Annotated in this window: 13 protein-coding genes; 3 read left to right on the top strand and 10 right to left on the bottom strand. The window is 49.5% G+C overall.

The window, feature by feature from the left end:
• Window positions 1-45 precede the first annotated feature (45 nt).
• Entirely contained in the window at window positions 46-1,407 is a 1,362-nt protein-coding gene (locus NZD89_RS28795) for an IS4 family transposase (protein WP_268004608.1), read from the bottom strand.
• Between the two features lie 245 nt (window positions 1,408-1,652).
• On the opposite strand from NZD89_RS28795, the gene NZD89_RS28790 reads away from it, so the two are divergent.
• A complete protein-coding gene (locus tag NZD89_RS28790; RefSeq protein ID WP_268008727.1) occupies window positions 1,653-1,967 on the top strand; it encodes a hypothetical protein in 315 nt (104 codons plus the stop codon).
• A gap of 111 nt (window positions 1,968-2,078) precedes the next feature.
• Here NZD89_RS28790 and NZD89_RS28785 read toward each other — a convergent pair whose 3' ends face one another.
• On the bottom strand, window positions 2,079-3,407 hold the full coding sequence (locus tag NZD89_RS28785) for a transposase (protein ID WP_268005238.1): 1,329 nt from the start codon (window positions 3,405-3,407) through the stop codon (window positions 2,079-2,081).
• A gap of 66 nt (window positions 3,408-3,473) precedes the next feature.
• On the opposite strand from NZD89_RS28785, the gene NZD89_RS28780 reads away from it, so the two are divergent.
• Window positions 3,474-4,325, top strand: coding sequence for a hypothetical protein (locus NZD89_RS28780; protein WP_268008726.1), 852 nt, complete (start codon window positions 3,474-3,476; stop codon window positions 4,323-4,325).
• 402 nt (window positions 4,326-4,727) lie between these two features.
• Window positions 4,728-5,425 (top strand): IS6 family transposase gene (locus NZD89_RS28775; RefSeq protein WP_268008725.1). Its coding sequence is split into 2 segments (ribosomal slippage): window positions 4,728-4,890 and window positions 4,890-5,425, totalling 699 coding nucleotides; the frame shifts between segments, so codons are not numbered across the junction.
• Between the two features lie 419 nt (window positions 5,426-5,844).
• Here NZD89_RS28775 and NZD89_RS28770 read toward each other — a convergent pair.
• The 8 genes from NZD89_RS28770 to NZD89_RS28735 all read right to left on the bottom strand — a co-directional run bounded on the left by NZD89_RS28770 (window position 5,845) and on the right by NZD89_RS28735 (window position 14,943).
• Window positions 5,845-6,693 carry a M55 family metallopeptidase gene (locus tag NZD89_RS28770; RefSeq protein ID WP_268008724.1) on the bottom strand — a complete coding sequence of 283 codons (849 nt, stop codon included), beginning with the start codon at window positions 6,691-6,693 and terminating at the stop codon, window positions 5,845-5,847.
• A gap of 56 nt (window positions 6,694-6,749) precedes the next feature.
• On the bottom strand, window positions 6,750-8,783 hold the full coding sequence (locus NZD89_RS28765) for a S9 family peptidase (RefSeq protein WP_268008723.1): 2,034 nt from the start codon (window positions 8,781-8,783) through the stop codon (window positions 6,750-6,752).
• A gap of 127 nt (window positions 8,784-8,910) precedes the next feature.
• Complete coding sequence (locus NZD89_RS28760) at window positions 8,911-10,554, bottom strand: peptide ABC transporter substrate-binding protein (RefSeq protein WP_268008722.1); 1,644 nt, start codon at window positions 10,552-10,554, stop codon at window positions 8,911-8,913.
• Window positions 10,555-10,607: 53 nt separating this feature from the next.
• Entirely contained in the window at window positions 10,608-11,540 is a 933-nt protein-coding gene (locus NZD89_RS28755) for an ABC transporter ATP-binding protein (RefSeq protein ID WP_268008721.1), read from the bottom strand.
• Complete coding sequence (locus NZD89_RS28750) at window positions 11,513-12,502, bottom strand: ABC transporter ATP-binding protein (protein WP_268008720.1); 990 nt, start codon at window positions 12,500-12,502, stop codon at window positions 11,513-11,515. Before NZD89_RS28750 ends, NZD89_RS28755 begins: the two co-directional genes overlap by 28 nt.
• 14 nt (window positions 12,503-12,516) lie before the next feature.
• A complete protein-coding gene (locus NZD89_RS28745; RefSeq protein WP_268008719.1) occupies window positions 12,517-13,467 on the bottom strand; it encodes an ABC transporter permease in 951 nt (316 codons plus the stop codon).
• Window positions 13,467-14,396: an ABC transporter permease gene (locus NZD89_RS28740; RefSeq protein ID WP_268008718.1), complete on the bottom strand. Its 930-nt coding sequence runs from the start codon at window positions 14,394-14,396 to the stop codon at window positions 13,467-13,469. Before NZD89_RS28740 ends, NZD89_RS28745 begins: the two co-directional genes overlap by 1 nt.
• Before the next feature lie 61 nt (window positions 14,397-14,457).
• A complete protein-coding gene (locus NZD89_RS28735) occupies window positions 14,458-14,943 on the bottom strand; it encodes an Lrp/AsnC family transcriptional regulator (RefSeq protein WP_268008717.1) in 486 nt (161 codons plus the stop codon).
• Between the last annotated feature and the right edge of the window lie 112 nt (window positions 14,944-15,055).

The following is a 15,055-nucleotide window of genomic DNA, read 5'->3' as shown; positions in this document are numbered from 1 at the left end:
TGCATTAAGCAAGGGAGTATGGTTTTCAATAGACAATTTAGGAACTCAACTTTCGCAGGCCAAAACAGGGAGATATGCCTTGATATAGCTGGGTAAACCGTCGATCCACCGCTGTAGTTGACTGCGAATCAGTTTCGAGAGTCGTTTGCCTGCCTTCTTGGAAACATCATTTACAAGTTCAACCAATTGGCTCAATGCGATGGCCCAGTCCAGTTCGCTCACTTCGTCGCAGAGCATTAGAAATAGATTCCCCAATGTACGGTTGTCCGTGCTCTGGCGGTGCTGCCAAGCTAACAGAATATACCGTGAAAAGACAATCGTCGTGTGGCTGATGAGCATGTCATAGGAACGTCCTTGAAACTCTTTCTGCAGACGCAGTAATGATTTTGTGCATTTGAAGAACACTTCAATGTCCCATCGAATGCCGTAAATCTGTACGATTTTCTCGACCGTCAGCGTCGTATCTGTAGACAGGATAGCCAGCCATTCCTTCTTGTTGGTTCGGTGACGAACGAACACCATTTTGATCGGGATGCCTGGGCGCAGTTGAGTATGTATGGACCTTAAGATTCCTTTCTTCGTACTTTGAACGGGCGTAGCAGCGTAGTACAGCTCTTGCAAGGACAGGCACCGTCCGTCGAGTAAATATCGTTTGTTGTCCGCCTTGACCATTCCGATGACGTCCAGTCCCCTATCCAGCACGGCTTGAATCAACGGAGCGTGCGTGAACCAACTGTCCATCAATACGTACGAGGCATTCATTCCAGCAGACAGAGCACGGTCAATCATGGCAGGGATGATATCTGGGGCCGGGAGAAGTGATTCCATTCTGCGTTTGTATCCGTGAGTGCGTTTATCAATCGATTGACCCAAGCCTTGAATCTGCGACTTGACGGAACTGAGGAGAGAAAAGTCCACTGGGACGAATGTATGACCGTCAGACCAGCCTAACGTCAACATACGAAATCCCTTGTAGTAGCAATTCCGTGCATGGTCTTTGAATCGAGCCAAGAGTTCCACGCACTTACTCCTGTTCCGCTCATACATGGAGTCATCGACAACGAATACGCTGACACGCTTGTCAGATGTTAACGAACTGGTTTTGTTCACGGCCTCCACACTGAGCAATAGGAGAAAGCGTCGCCATGCAAATCCGGCATGATTGAGAAAACGGTACACAGCATCCTTGCCAGGATATGATTCTGACTTTGCGCTATCAAGAAATTGAAACCAGTTTCGATGATGGAAGATGAGCACAAACACAAGCTGGAATAGGTAGGAACACGCAACCCCAAACCTCTTGGTGATGCCAGCATTACGCAGATGCTTAAGGACCTTTAGTTCTTGAAAGGCAGGACGAATTTCGACAGGCAATTGATTGTTGTTTTCCGTCTCATAACCTATCATATAGGAGAGCACCTCTTCCGGTATGGTAGTGTTTGGTCGCATTTACTATACCAAAGGAAGTGGTGCTTTTGATTTGTCAACGCTAATATTCTAATCCGTTCAAGTCTTTACGCCACAAGGGCTAGCTACACATTTCACTCTGCGAAAGTTGAGTTAGGAAATAATCTTTTTTATGGGGGGACTTAAATGAGTACCAATATCACCTGGATGTGCCAACGTATTATCAAATTCCCGATTCTGAGCCTTTGGTATTTGAACTTACATCTATTGCAAAGACTATCCTCTCAACCAAACCATGGGAACGAGACATCGAATACGGATTTAAGGGGGGGCTTGAACGGATAGCTCCTGAACACATAGATTCTGCAAAAATAACGGTATTACCAGATCGGAGATATGGATTTATTGAGCCTATAAACAAGTCCGTTGAAGATTATTTCAGTGATCCAAATATTGATGAAACACTAATAGAGGTTGTCCGAAAAGCATCCGATTCGAGTAAATGTCTAGCCAAATACATGAATACAGGCTTCCTGATATGGGATAAGTTTACTTGGTAATTTGGTGAATGCCTCCGTATGGGAACACATTGCCTGCTCACCCTTGAAAATGGGCGCACGAACCCCTTGTCAGTAACATTGGCTTTTGTTTATTTTCCAGGTTCTGCTTGCCTATGCAGCGATATCGAGTTTCAATTGCTCGGCCTGGACTGTATACATTTGTGTAATTCGCTCTATGTGGTCATCAGGCAGCATGGTCTCTCGAATGTGACCTATCCTCGCCTGCATGAGCTGGAATATATCCTGCATGGTGAAGAAGGACTGTACTCGTTTGTTTGTTCGTACAGGCACCTTCTTGTGTTTCATAACTGTTGTCAACTCATTGGACTCTTGCGCAAAGGACAGCTCAATCTGCCTTCTGAAATCAAGCATCTGGGCATGCAGCATGGTGCCTTGTGGCACCGGGCCGTATGCAATCGGTTTGTCGTCAAAGGAAAATTCGAATTGCCTGCTGCATACCCCGGATAGCGGGCATGACTGGCATTTCTCTGAGTCCCCACGAAACCAGGAAGTGGCCGTTTCCCAGTCAAAGCCATCCCAAATCAGTCGTTCGCCTTGTTCGCACTCAGGTTGCCCATGTTCATTACATTCCTCTGGCATCACCATACCACTGCGAAACCCTGTAACCACAGCCATACTGTGTTTGTGGTATGCCTCCTTCTGGTCATCCGCATCTATGTAACCCATGTCGGCAACGAGATACTGAGTGCGCATTTCGTTAATCTGCCGGAGTTTCTCTATCAGTGGAAGCATCACTCGAATGTCGCCCACATTCGCAGGCTTAAGGATAGACAACAAGGCCACAGGTCCTTGAGATGTTCTTACTGCAATCGAGTGCTTCCGGTAACCAACGAAGAAACGGTTCTGGTTCACCTTGCTGCGCTGTGCCCCATAGGTGGCGTCCGGGTCAGAAAACGTTTTTTCACATGTGCAAACTGACTTAACCTCACAATCGCAGCGTTTTTTCTTGTATCCGTTGACATTGGCGTAAATCGGACGAGAGTCAATAGCGGCGAGGGTGTCCTGGATGAATCCCTCCATGTGAATGGATTGACGTATAAACTCGTCACGAATTTGTTCGAATACGTCCGGCCCTACTTTGTTACGGAAGTCACTCAGGCTCTGGTGTGACGGAACCTTTGCTGGATTGGGTACACCGATGAAGCTGCGCCACGCCTGGTTCTTTGGGTCTCGCAACTGTTTGCACAATTGACGGAATGAGGTAATCTCCGGCCTAGTGAAATACAGATAGTGCATCCGGAAATAGGCGATTGGAGATGCGGGTCTGCGTCCTCTCTTGTCGTACAGGGGTCCGACGAGCAGGTCCAGGAATGAGTCGTCAATGTGATCTACGTAATCAATGAGTTCGGGGTCGAAGCCAAGCGTGTTATAATAGGCGTATGGAAGCAGGTCTAACTGCAAATCTATGGAAAAACGCACCTCCAGAACTGGAAAATTTGACGGCTGGATACCTTCAATTTTACCAGTTTTGCGGATCGGTGCGTTTTGCTATTTACTCAAAATTGCGGGCTTTTCGGACACGCTCTAATAGACAAGTCACGCCTGAATAACGCAAAGGGAATTGCGATATTTCAAATAGAACTTAACACTTCGATCAAAGATGTGGGCACCGATGTATTTACCCAAGACTATATAGAAGGATGGCATCGCTGTAAGGCACTTGTTCAGGAATTGGGCGCAGTATTCCGCGCGGCCACGCACCTTTTTTACCACTGTGAATATGTAATCATGCCAAGCTTTTCTGACGAACACGTAGGCGGTGGATTGTTTGAAATCGAAAGTCTTGGTGGTATTCGCGCAAGCGAATTAACTACTGCTGAATTTACATTCCCTGTTATTTTTGATAGCAAGACGTTGGGAGTTTTCTCAAATCTACTGAAACAGCTGTCCGAAAAGTGGCACTTAAATTTATGGCCAATCTATCGATTGTGCAAAGCCGTAAATAAAGAGTACGTTGAAATGGACAGTTTCCTACAGCTTATTTTCGCATTTGAAGGTGTATTCGATAAGAATGCCTCGTCAGATTTCATGAAATTAGCCGTTCAAATACTCCTAGCATCATCTCGAAAGGAAGCTAACGAATATCGTGAAACTCTAGACCGAGCATTTAATATGCGAAACGATTGTGTTCACGGTAGTATGTCTTTTTCCGGCATGGAGTCGGTTAGAATAGGAAACAGAAATGTACTCTCCCAAGGGGTATTTTGGCCCCTAAAACGTATTGCGAGTGGCATGATTTTGGTAGCATTTAAAAAGCTAATCGCAAATCCCAATATGAAAAACTTAAGGATTGTTGCGGACGACGTGTTGGATAAGATCTTCACCAGTCGAAGTTAAGTTCTTCATAAGCAAAAATGCAGATGTACAGTTTTACAGATTAGCAGATCGCAGAAATGCAGATGTGCATTTTTGCAGATTAGCAGAATTGCAGAAGTGCAGTTTAGCAGAAATATTTGGGTCTTCGGATTTCCGTGTTGAAAATCAAGAGACCCTTCTCAGGGTCTCTTCAATGCCTTATCGTGATGGTCGATATTCCTTAGCAAGATCGTCTCACCTACGATAAACTCAAAGGTGATTCGTATATCCATGTTAACGGAGCACTCGTACACTCCATCTGTTCCCTGTATCCTTTTGATTCGGAGCGATGGGTGCGCGGGAGGAAAGTTAAGGGTTCTGGTGCAAAAACAGCAGGCATGGTAGTATTGTCCGGATAAACTTCAGGAATGAGGCAGTTATGGTATGAATGCGTTCAAATGGAAGCACTTCGAATCTCATATTATCTTGATGGCAGTTCGGTGGTATTTGCAATACAGCTTAAGTTACCGGGATATCGTCGAACTGCTAAAGGAAAGAGGAGTTCAGGTTTCTCATACGACTATTATGCGGTGGGTCACCAGTATGGTCCTGAGATCGATAAACGCATTCGTCGTTTCTTGAAGCCAACTACCGATTCCTACAGGGTTGACGAAACCTATATTAGAGTGAAAGGACAATGGAAATATCTTTATAGGGCGGTGGATTCTAATGGGCAAACCATTGAATTCATGCTGTCTGAGAATCGAGATGTCCTCGCCGCAAAGCGATTCTTTAAAAAGGCGTTATCTTCCGCACACAATCAGGCGCCACGAGTTATCACCGTGGATAAAAACCCTGCGTATCCTCCGGCTCTACAGCAATTGAAATACGAAACGGTCATACCTCAAGCAACCGTAATGCGGCAAACGAAATATCTGAACAACATTGCTGAACAAGACCATCGGTTCATCAAGAAGATGACGAACCCGATGTTGGGGTTCAAATCGTTTCATTCTGCTGAGGATACACTCAAGGGAATTGAGGCTATGCATATGTTGAGGAAGGGGCAGGTCGAGTTACAGAACTCGCCTGTCTCTAACGTCGTGGAGTTCATCAATCACCTGTTTGGCGTATCCGCATAACCCCAAAGCATGATAGATGGTTCAGTCTATGCTACTCATAATTTTTGCACCACAACCCTTAAATCCTTGTCTTTATTGAAATCACGAAACGTTCATCAGCCCCTAAGTATCAATATGCATGCCATAATGATGCCTAAAAAAGCTATTCGTTAGGGGTTCCATTACAAAGATTAGAAAGTGTCAAATGGAACCCCTAAGTGGTGAATATCAATCGAAACTATATTTGCAACTATATTTATTGATGAAAGTCACTGATCGATCTTCGAGTAAAGAGGCACCCCAACACCGGGATGCCTCCTCGTCATGCCTCCAATATGGATTGGTGTGGGTCCTCTGCAACGTGCAAGGACACTCGTCTTGATCCATCGCGACAGTTTTCATCTCGCGACCGTCCCATCCCCAAACGACGCAGACGCGTGTTACGCGTTTGCGTGTGACAGTACACCATTGGTTGCAGTCATGGCGATAATGACGCAACCCCAAAACAGCTTGTACGCTGTGACCATATCTGGGCAAGTAAAGCGAATTTTCTTCGGCCCAACCATTTCGACGACCGGGATAGTTGTGGTCATCAACGCTTGGCTGGTCCCTTTGAACTCAACCTCAAACGTGATAGGTCCCTCAATGACCAGTGGCTCGAATTCCTTCGCGCGCTCCACGGCGATCCGCGCCTTCTCGCGAATCAGGGCGTGGGCTCTCTTTGGCGCCAACAATTCCGCGGCAAAGCGATCAATCCCTCGCTTTACGATGGCGGCCTCTACATTTGGCAACGTCTCTTTCACTTCCGCGACGTATGCGTCGTCGCCTGTTATCAACAGAGACGGAACGCCAAATTGACCTGCCACCCGTGCGTTGATCTCGGTCTCCCCGCAGACCACGCCATTTACCTTCACTTCGCTCACGCAGATACCAGCGAGCGAATGGTTGATGATGCTGCGCTCCGATCCTCCTTCCCGGCCATGATGACCAACAAAGAAGATGCCATCGAACGAGCTGTCCAACCCTTCCAATTGACACATCACCCGGTTGCTTCCGGAGATGAGCCGGGCGCGCTCATCCAAATCTTCAATCAAGATATTGGACATGTTGCCATGCCCGTCAGCCACCACGACTTCCGTCGCCCCACCTTCGAACGCACCTTCGATGGCTGCGTTGACTTCCTGTGTCATGAGTTTGCGAAACCGTTGATATTCCGGCTCCTTCGTCAATTGAACATTCGTTGCGACACCACTTACCCCTTCAATATCTGCGGAAATGAACAATTTCATGATTTTTCCTCCCGAATAAAATGAAAAATCGTAAATCGCAAGCTATGTGAAAAGACTTACGAGAGTCGATAAGTAGCAAACCAATCGGCAATATGTTTTAAGCGCTGAATGCGATTGCTTGGCTTGCCGTTTCGCGAAAGATCGTGGTTTTCGCCGCCAAAGCGGACGAACTCCGTCTCGACGCCCAGGCGTTTGAGCGCGGTGAACCACTGCTCTGCCTGTTCCATCGGGCATCGATAATCCTCTTCACTGTGGATGATCTTCGTCGGCGTCTTCACGTTTTTCGCGTAGCGTATCGGGGAGCGCTGCATGATCAATTCTTCCGCGTCCCACAAATCGATGTCGCCAAGTTCCGCCTTGTTGAACCAGAACCCGATGTCGCTTGTCCCATACATGCTGTAAAGGTTGCAGATACTTCGCTGCGTGACGGCCGCCTTGAACCGGTCGGTGTGGGAAACAATCCAGTTGGTCATGAAACCTCCGTAGCTTCCGCCCGTGACGAACAGCTGGTTTTCATCGACGTACGGCAGTTTCACTGCTTCATCGACGGCGTCCATCAAATCCTCGTAGTCGCGACCACCCCAGTCCCCCACGCACCCCTGGACAAACTGCTCGCCGTAGCCGTGGCTACCGCGTGGATTCATGTACAGCACCACGTACCCTTCGGCCGCAAGCAATTGAAATTCGTGATTGAATGAATTCCCGTATGACGAATGCGGTCCACCGTGAATCTCCAAGATGAGCGGGTACTTTCTCCCATCTTCGAAGTTTGCGGGGCGCAAGACCCAACCCGGAATGGTGAGACCGTCGCGCGCAGTAATGTCAAACCGCTCCGGCTCCGCAACCGCGTATTCCTCCGACAGAGATGAGTTATGGTGCGTCAACTGTTGTCTTTGGCCATTTCTATACATGAAAATCTCAGCCGGACATGTCGGTGATTCCTCCGCTACAATGAGTGGTCCGCCTGCAGAAGCCGCAAACGCTGTTGCGACACATGGCTCATCCGCTGTTTCGATGCGAATGTCCCCGGACACCGACACGCTGTACACGGAGGCGTTCCCCTCACTGGTGGCGATGAAGTAGATTCGGTCGCTGTTCGCCGACCAAACGGGTATTAGATGCGCGGTTTCAAAACGTGCATCGGTGCCGACCACGGTACCTTGCGGCCTGTCCAGATGCGACGTCAAGCAGCTGGCCTCTCCGCCGGTGGAAGGAACTATCCAGACGCAGCTATTTTCCCCGCTGCGCTCCCCTCGCTGGTGACCAAAGAAGGCAATGTATCGGCCATCCGGCGAATAGGCTGGTGCTGACGTCATCCCTTTGCCTTGGTAGACTTGTTTTAGCGCACCGGTTGCAAGCTCAACCGTGTACAAGGACGGAGTAACTTCCTGCTCCTCGTCGGATCGCCAAGAGACAAAGGCAATCGACTTACCATCCGGGGAAAAAGCTGGTTCGTTTTCACTGTACGGACCAAACGTCAACTGCCGCACATCTCCAGCTTCCAATTCGACCAACCAAAGATGAACGGGTTTGCCATCGTAGAATCCTTCTCCGTTCCCACGATAGCGTAGATGCCGGATGACCCGGACGTCGGGTGCCACCGTTGACTTTGCGTTTGAAGCGAGTTCCGCCTTTACGGTAGTTTCCGCACTCGCGTTGCAAGAAACATCTTGGAGAATACCGTCCGTCCGGCTTCTTGTGGTGACGACCAACGAGTGTCCATCTGGACTCCACGCGTACGATATCACTCCGTCCGGAAATGAAGTGACGGGCTTCGCTTCGCCTCCATCCAAAGGCATGATGTACAGTTGATTTTTCCCGGATCGGTTGGAAACAAAGGCGATTTTCCCCTCATCTGGCGAGAAAGAAGGATTTTTGTCCTGCACGGCCTGCCTTTGTCCTGCTCCGCCCTGTGTAAGCGGCCTATCCACTAGCGTCTCCAGGTTGACGCGGCGAATCACGGACGCGTATCCGTTCGCTTCCTCGTCAATGAAAGTATGTACGTATAGAAATTCATCAGACCGAGGAGACAAAACAGGCTCGCCGCTAAAGTGGAGATTGTACAAGGTGCCAAAGGAAATAGCTTTCATATCGCACATCCTCCTGGTGCGGACAGCGGGATGTTATCCGCCCGCTGTTCCGCCAAATTCCATCCTCACTATGACGCTTCACCGCACGACCAGGCTGTGTCCTGATTTTCCGGAGAGAAAGAAACACTCACTGGACGTACATATAGCGCATGTCGGGGAACTCTGAGTTCACGTGCACGACGATACCTGCCAGCTTGGGGTTGAAGGCAAATACATTCGTGTAGAAGTTGATAGGGATGATGGGCATTTGCTGCATCAAGATTTGTTCTGCTTGATGCAACTCGGACATGCGCTTGGCCACATCGTTCGTGGTCGTTGCGTCGTTCACCAGCTGGTCATACTGTGGGTCCTTCCAACCCGTGAAGTTTGATCCGAAGTTGCTGGTCAACAGTTGCAGGGCTGCTGTCGGATCCATGTAAACATTGATCCATCCAAGCCTAGCCATTTGATAGTTGCCCTTTGAAAGCGCGTCAAGGTACACCTTCCACTCTTCAGTCTGCAGGTTTACCTGCACCCCAAGATTCTTTGACCACATTTGTTGCAACGCTTCCGCCAAATTTTGTTGCGAGGTGCCGGAATCGTAGATGAACGTGATCGGAGGCAATTTTGTAATGCCTTCCTGCTTCATTCCCTCCGCCAGCAACTGTTTTGCCTTTGCGACATTTTCTTGGAAGAGATTCCCCCCCTCCTGGCGGAATGTGCCGTTCTGGCCTGGGATCCCCGGCGGGACCATGCCATATGCCGGTGCCTGTCCACCTTGCAGGACATCGTTGACAATCTGTTCGCGATCGATGGACAATGCAAACGCCTCACGAATATCGGCATTGTTGAACGGCGCAGCCTTCGTGTTGAGATCGATGAACTGTGTACCCGCGAACGGAAAGACTTGCGCCTTGTTGCTCTTAATCAAATTCGGAATGATGTCTTGCGGCAGGGACGTATCCATATCGAGTTGTCCGCTTTGGTACATCTGATATTGCGTGTCTGTATCATTCACCATATCGAGCGTAACCTGGTTCAACTTGATGGAACCTGCATTCCAGTAATCGGGATTTTTCGTCAATACCATGTCTTGTTGGTGATTCCACGAGCTCAGCTTGAACGGCCCATCACTGACGTAGGTGCTTGCGTTTGCTGTCCATGTCGGATCAGCCTTGGCCACTTTTTGGTCAACCGGGAAATACGGCCAGAACGATGTCAGGTTCAAGAAGAATGGAGTTGGATTGGCGAGCGTGAACTGCAACGTGTGGTCATCGATGGCCTTCACGCCGACTGCAGAGGCTGGACCTTTGCCCGTATTATATGCCTCTGCACCATCGATGTAGTACAAGTAGCTCGCAAACTGCGCCCCGGTACTTGGATTCAGCGTGTGCAGAATCGAATAAACAAAGTCCTGCGCGGTTACCGGATCCCCATTCGTCCACTTCGCGTCACGAAGATGGAATGTGAAGACCTTGCCTCCATCAGACGTATACCAGGATTTGGCAATGCCCGGTTCAATTTGATCCTTTGGCCCAAGATACGTGAGTCCTTCCAAAATTTGATCCATCACCCATCCCGATGTGGTGTCGTTGGCTTTTGAAGGGTCAAGGGTCGGAGGTTCGGTCAGAATGTCCATGGTCACTTGCTGTTTCGCATTGCTTGCGGAGCTAGGTGTGCTCGCTGAACCGTTGTTCCCTGCTGCACCCGCGGAACTTGAGCTTCCGCAACCGGCCAGTATGGTACCAGCTGCGGCGAGCACCGCGGTCAATCCGTAGATCTGCTTTTTCATTGTTGTTCCCCCCAATTTTGGTTGCAGTTGAAGTGATACTGCGAGTTGCACATTTAGTTGACCAAGTGGCAAGCCACTAAATGACCTGGATTTCCTTTCAGTTCGGGTTGTTCCCGACTGCATCTCTCCTCGGCGAACGGACAGCGCGTATGGAACCGACATCCCTTCGGAAGATTCGTCGGACTCGGAACGTCGCCAGTTAGCCGGATTCTATCAGCTTTCTTCCCAATCACCGGGACAGCCGACATGAGTGTTCGCGTATATGGATGTTGCGGATGATCGTAGATTTCCTGGCGACTTCCGTACTCGACAATCTTGCCGAGGTACATCACGGCAACAACATCGCTGATGTATTCCACCATCGCTAAATCATGGGAGATAAACACGTAAGACAAGCCGAAATCTGCCTGCAATGATTGGAGCAGTGTCATGACCTGCGCCTGAATCGACACATCCAACGCGGAAATCGGTTCGTCCGCAATGATGAGTTCAGGATTCACCGCGAGTGCCCTGGCGATCCCGATGCGCTGCCTCTGGCCTCCCGAAAATTCATGTGGGAAACGTGTCAGCTGATCTTTTCGCAATCCAACGCGTTGGACAAGATCGAGAACTCTGTCGCGGCGTTCCTGACCTGACACAGTACCTTGGACATCCATGCCCTCAGCGATGATGTTTTCCACCGTCATCCGCGGGTCCAGCGAAGAATATGGATCTTGAAATACCATCTGAACACTGTGATGGTATCGCTTCTTGTCCACCTTGGAGAGGCTGTGAATATTCCTGCCCTTAAAGCGGATCTCGCCACTTGTGGGCTTGTTGATCCCAAGCATCAAACGCCCCGTTGTGGACTTCCCGCAGCCTGACTCGCCCACCAGGCCCAACGTCTTTCCAGACTCCACAGTCAGCGTGACGCCATCCACGGCTTTCACGACATGTTTCCCGGTAGAGAAGTATTTACTTAGGTCCCGAAGTTGTAAGAGTTCCATGTTTCTCCTCCCTTCGCCTGCGGATGACTTAACCAGCAAGCCGATGTATGATCTCCATTCTCAAAGAGAGGGGGGAGATGTTCCTGACAGATTCGCATTGGGAATTTACAGCGCGAAACAAATGGACAACCAACCGATTGACTCAGTAAATCCGGCGGTGCTCCCGGAATGGGATGAAGTTGGGTCTGTCCTTTTTGGGGTCGGGATTCCAACAGCCCGCGTGTATAGGGATGGACAGGACTCATCAAAACCTGTTGTGCCGGTCCTTGTTCAATCACTCTTCCCGCGTACATCACGGCGACCTTGTCGGCGACTTCACTGACGACTGCGAGATCGTGAGTAATCAACAGGAGGCCCATGTTTGTCTCCTTCTGCAAATCCTTGAGCAAGTCGAGAATTTGCGCCTGCACCGTGACATCGAGCGCCGTTGTCGGTTCATCGGCGATGAGCAGCTCCGGGGAGCACGCAATCGCGATGGCAATCACCGCGCGTTGCCGCATGCCTCCACTGAACTCGTGGGGGTAGTTGTTCGCGCGCCGGACTGGATCCGGAATGCCCACTCTCTCAAGTATTTCAACAGACGCTCGAAGCGCCTGCTTCACTGACATTTTCTTTTGCCGAACGAGCACTTCAGCAATCTGCTTGCCAATTTTCATCGTCGGGTTTAAGGCGGTCATCGGATCCTGAAAAACCATCCCAATTTCTCGTCCCCGGACGGACTGCATGTCCTTTTCGGAAAGCGATGCCAGGTTCTTGCCCTTCCACAGAATTTCCCCTTCGATCTTCGCGCGTTTTGGCAACAGTCTCATCACGCTTTGAACGGTGACACTTTTTCCCGAACCAGACTCGCCGACAATCGCGACCGTCTGCCCTGGTTCAACGGTGACGGTTGCCCCGCGGACCGCATGCACTGTACCGATATGTGTCGGAAAGCGAACGTTCAAATTTTCAATCTGAAGCATGCTCACATTTCCCCCTACCGTTTTTGCTTAGGATCAAACGCTTCTGCCAGTCCATCACCGAGAACATTGAAGGCTAGGATTGTGATGGAAATCAGAATTGTCGGGACGAGTAGCTTCCATAGATGTCCATCAATGAGGGCATCCAATCCATCGTTGGCCATCGTTCCCCAACTCGCCAACGGGGCCGGTACGCCAAGCCCGAGGAAGCTTAGAACCGCCTCGCCAAAAATGGCGGAGGGGACGGTCAATGTCATGTTCACAATGATTGGACCTATCGTGTTCGGCACTAAATGTTTCCACAAAATCCGAAACGTACTGGAACCAAAAGCGTGCGCGGCGAAAATGTAGTCCATCTCTTTTAATTGCAGTACCTGGCCGCGAACGACACGAGCCATGTTGACCCACCCCGTAGCAGTCATCGAAACGATAATGGTAAAGAGACCGGGTCCTAGAACAACCATTAACAGGATGACGACCAGCAAGTAAGGGAGGCCGTACAGGACTTCGACAATCCTCATCATCACTTCGTCGACCTTGCTACCAAATAACCCGGAGATTCCGCCGTAGACTACGCCGACGACGAGGTCGATGATGGCCGCCATGAAGCCAATAAAGAGTGAAATACGTGCACCAATCCATGCTCTCGCATACACGTCGCGCCCGAGGTCATCCGTGCCAAACCAATGCTGGGATGAAGGCGGCAGGTTCTTATCGACCAGCGATTGGGCCGCGTATGAATAATGGGTGGTGAACGGGCCGATGATAGCCATGATAATGAGTACAAGAATCAATCCAAGTCCAAACACCGCCAACTTGTTTGCCAGAAAGCGCCGTCGAACATCCTGCCAGTAGGTAAAGCTCGGCCGCTCGGTCTCGGTCGTGTCACGCAAATTTACAGCGGGTTCAAAAAGTTCAGCTGGAAACGACGGAATGGTTCGAACTTCCTTTGCTACAACTTCCTCCATCATGCCTTCCTCCCGGTCAATTGAATTCGAGGATCTACGTATGCGTAGGCGATATCAACCAGGAACAAGATGACGATAAGGATGGTGCTAAAAAAGATGGTTGTGCCGAGAATCGTGGGGTAGTCCCGATTTTGAATGGCGGTGACATACATCTGCCCGAGCCCAGGTATTCCGAAGATCTTCTCAATAATGAAGCTACCCGTCAGAACATAGGCGGCGAGGGGACCGAGCAACGTCAATACCGGCAGAACGCTGTTCCGAATGGTGTGCTTCCAAATCACGAGGCCCAATGAAAGCCCTTTTGCCCGCGCGGTACGAATAAAGTCTTGTGAAAGGACTTCCAGCATGCTCGTCCGCATCATTCTTGCAAAATAAGCCATGGGCGTGACAGCGAGAGCAATAATCGGCATGACCTCCTGTGCAGCCGTCCCCCATCCAGCAGCGGGCAGAATGCCCCATTGGACACCTAGATAATTGATAAGAAGTGTCGCCAGCACGAAGTTTGGTACAGATATTCCCAACACTGCAAAGATCATTGCCCCGTAATCTACAAAACCATGCTGGTATACGGCCGCAACAGCTCCAAGGAATGTTCCCAAGATAAACGAGATGGCAATTGCCCACAGACCAATCTGCATCGAAATCGGGAACCCTTGGCCAATGATGCTGTTTACGGTTTGGTTCTGCCACTCAATAGACGGCCCCAAGTTCCCTTCGAGAAGAGACCGTAAATAATCCAAATACTGAACACTGAGCGGTTCGTCCAAGTGATAGTAATGCATCATGTTCTTAAAGATGGCAGGAGTCATATTCTGCGCGTTTGACAGGGGGTTTCCAGGAATCGCATGCATGAGCAGAAATGTCAGGGTGATGATGACCCAGAGCGTGATAACCATCCACATGAGGCGTCTCAACAGATAGCGTACCATTTCTACCTCTACCTCCTTTTCCGGTCAAAGTCGGTTTTGAGCTGAACACACGACAACGCTTTTATTCAGCCAATAATTTCCCATCGCTTCCAATATAGTGAAAATCATTTTTATAAACTTGAAGCTCAACCATCACATTGGTTTTTCGAAGTTGCGGGAGTTGTTTCATCTTTTCTGTCAGGAACACAAATAGAGACTCGTACGATGATTTGACGACCTGTATCAACAGTGGGTACTCCCCAGTCGTCCTGGTGATGAATCGGACCTCCGGAATTCCCCGAAGGAGCTCGATGCAAGTGTCCATCAAGGATTCTTCAACATCGATTTGGATTATGGCAACGACCTGCAACCCGATTTTGATTGGGTTGACAACCCCTACGATTTGAAGAATCCCACACTCCCTCAATTGCGCGACCCGCAGGCGAACTGTACGTTCTGTGACACCCACATCTTCAGCAATGTCTCGAAACGATTTGCGTCCATCCTGCTGGAGATGCGTGATAATTTTCAAATCCAGGTTGTCAACATTTTGAACGTTTAGACTCATAAGTTTGGCTCCCATAAACTCTATTTTTTCGCGTTTTACACACTGCAAACGCACTGGTTACTGAACGGGATAAGAACATTCCCCCTCAACTTCTCATCAATACCAAATACAT

The sequence above is a fragment of the Alicyclobacillus fastidiosus genome (genome assembly GCF_026651875.1).
Taxonomy (GTDB): domain Bacteria; phylum Bacillota; class Bacilli; order Alicyclobacillales; family Alicyclobacillaceae; genus Alicyclobacillus; species Alicyclobacillus fastidiosus.
The sequence above is the reverse complement of the archived record's forward strand: the minus strand, read 5'-3'. Positions and strand labels throughout refer to the sequence as shown.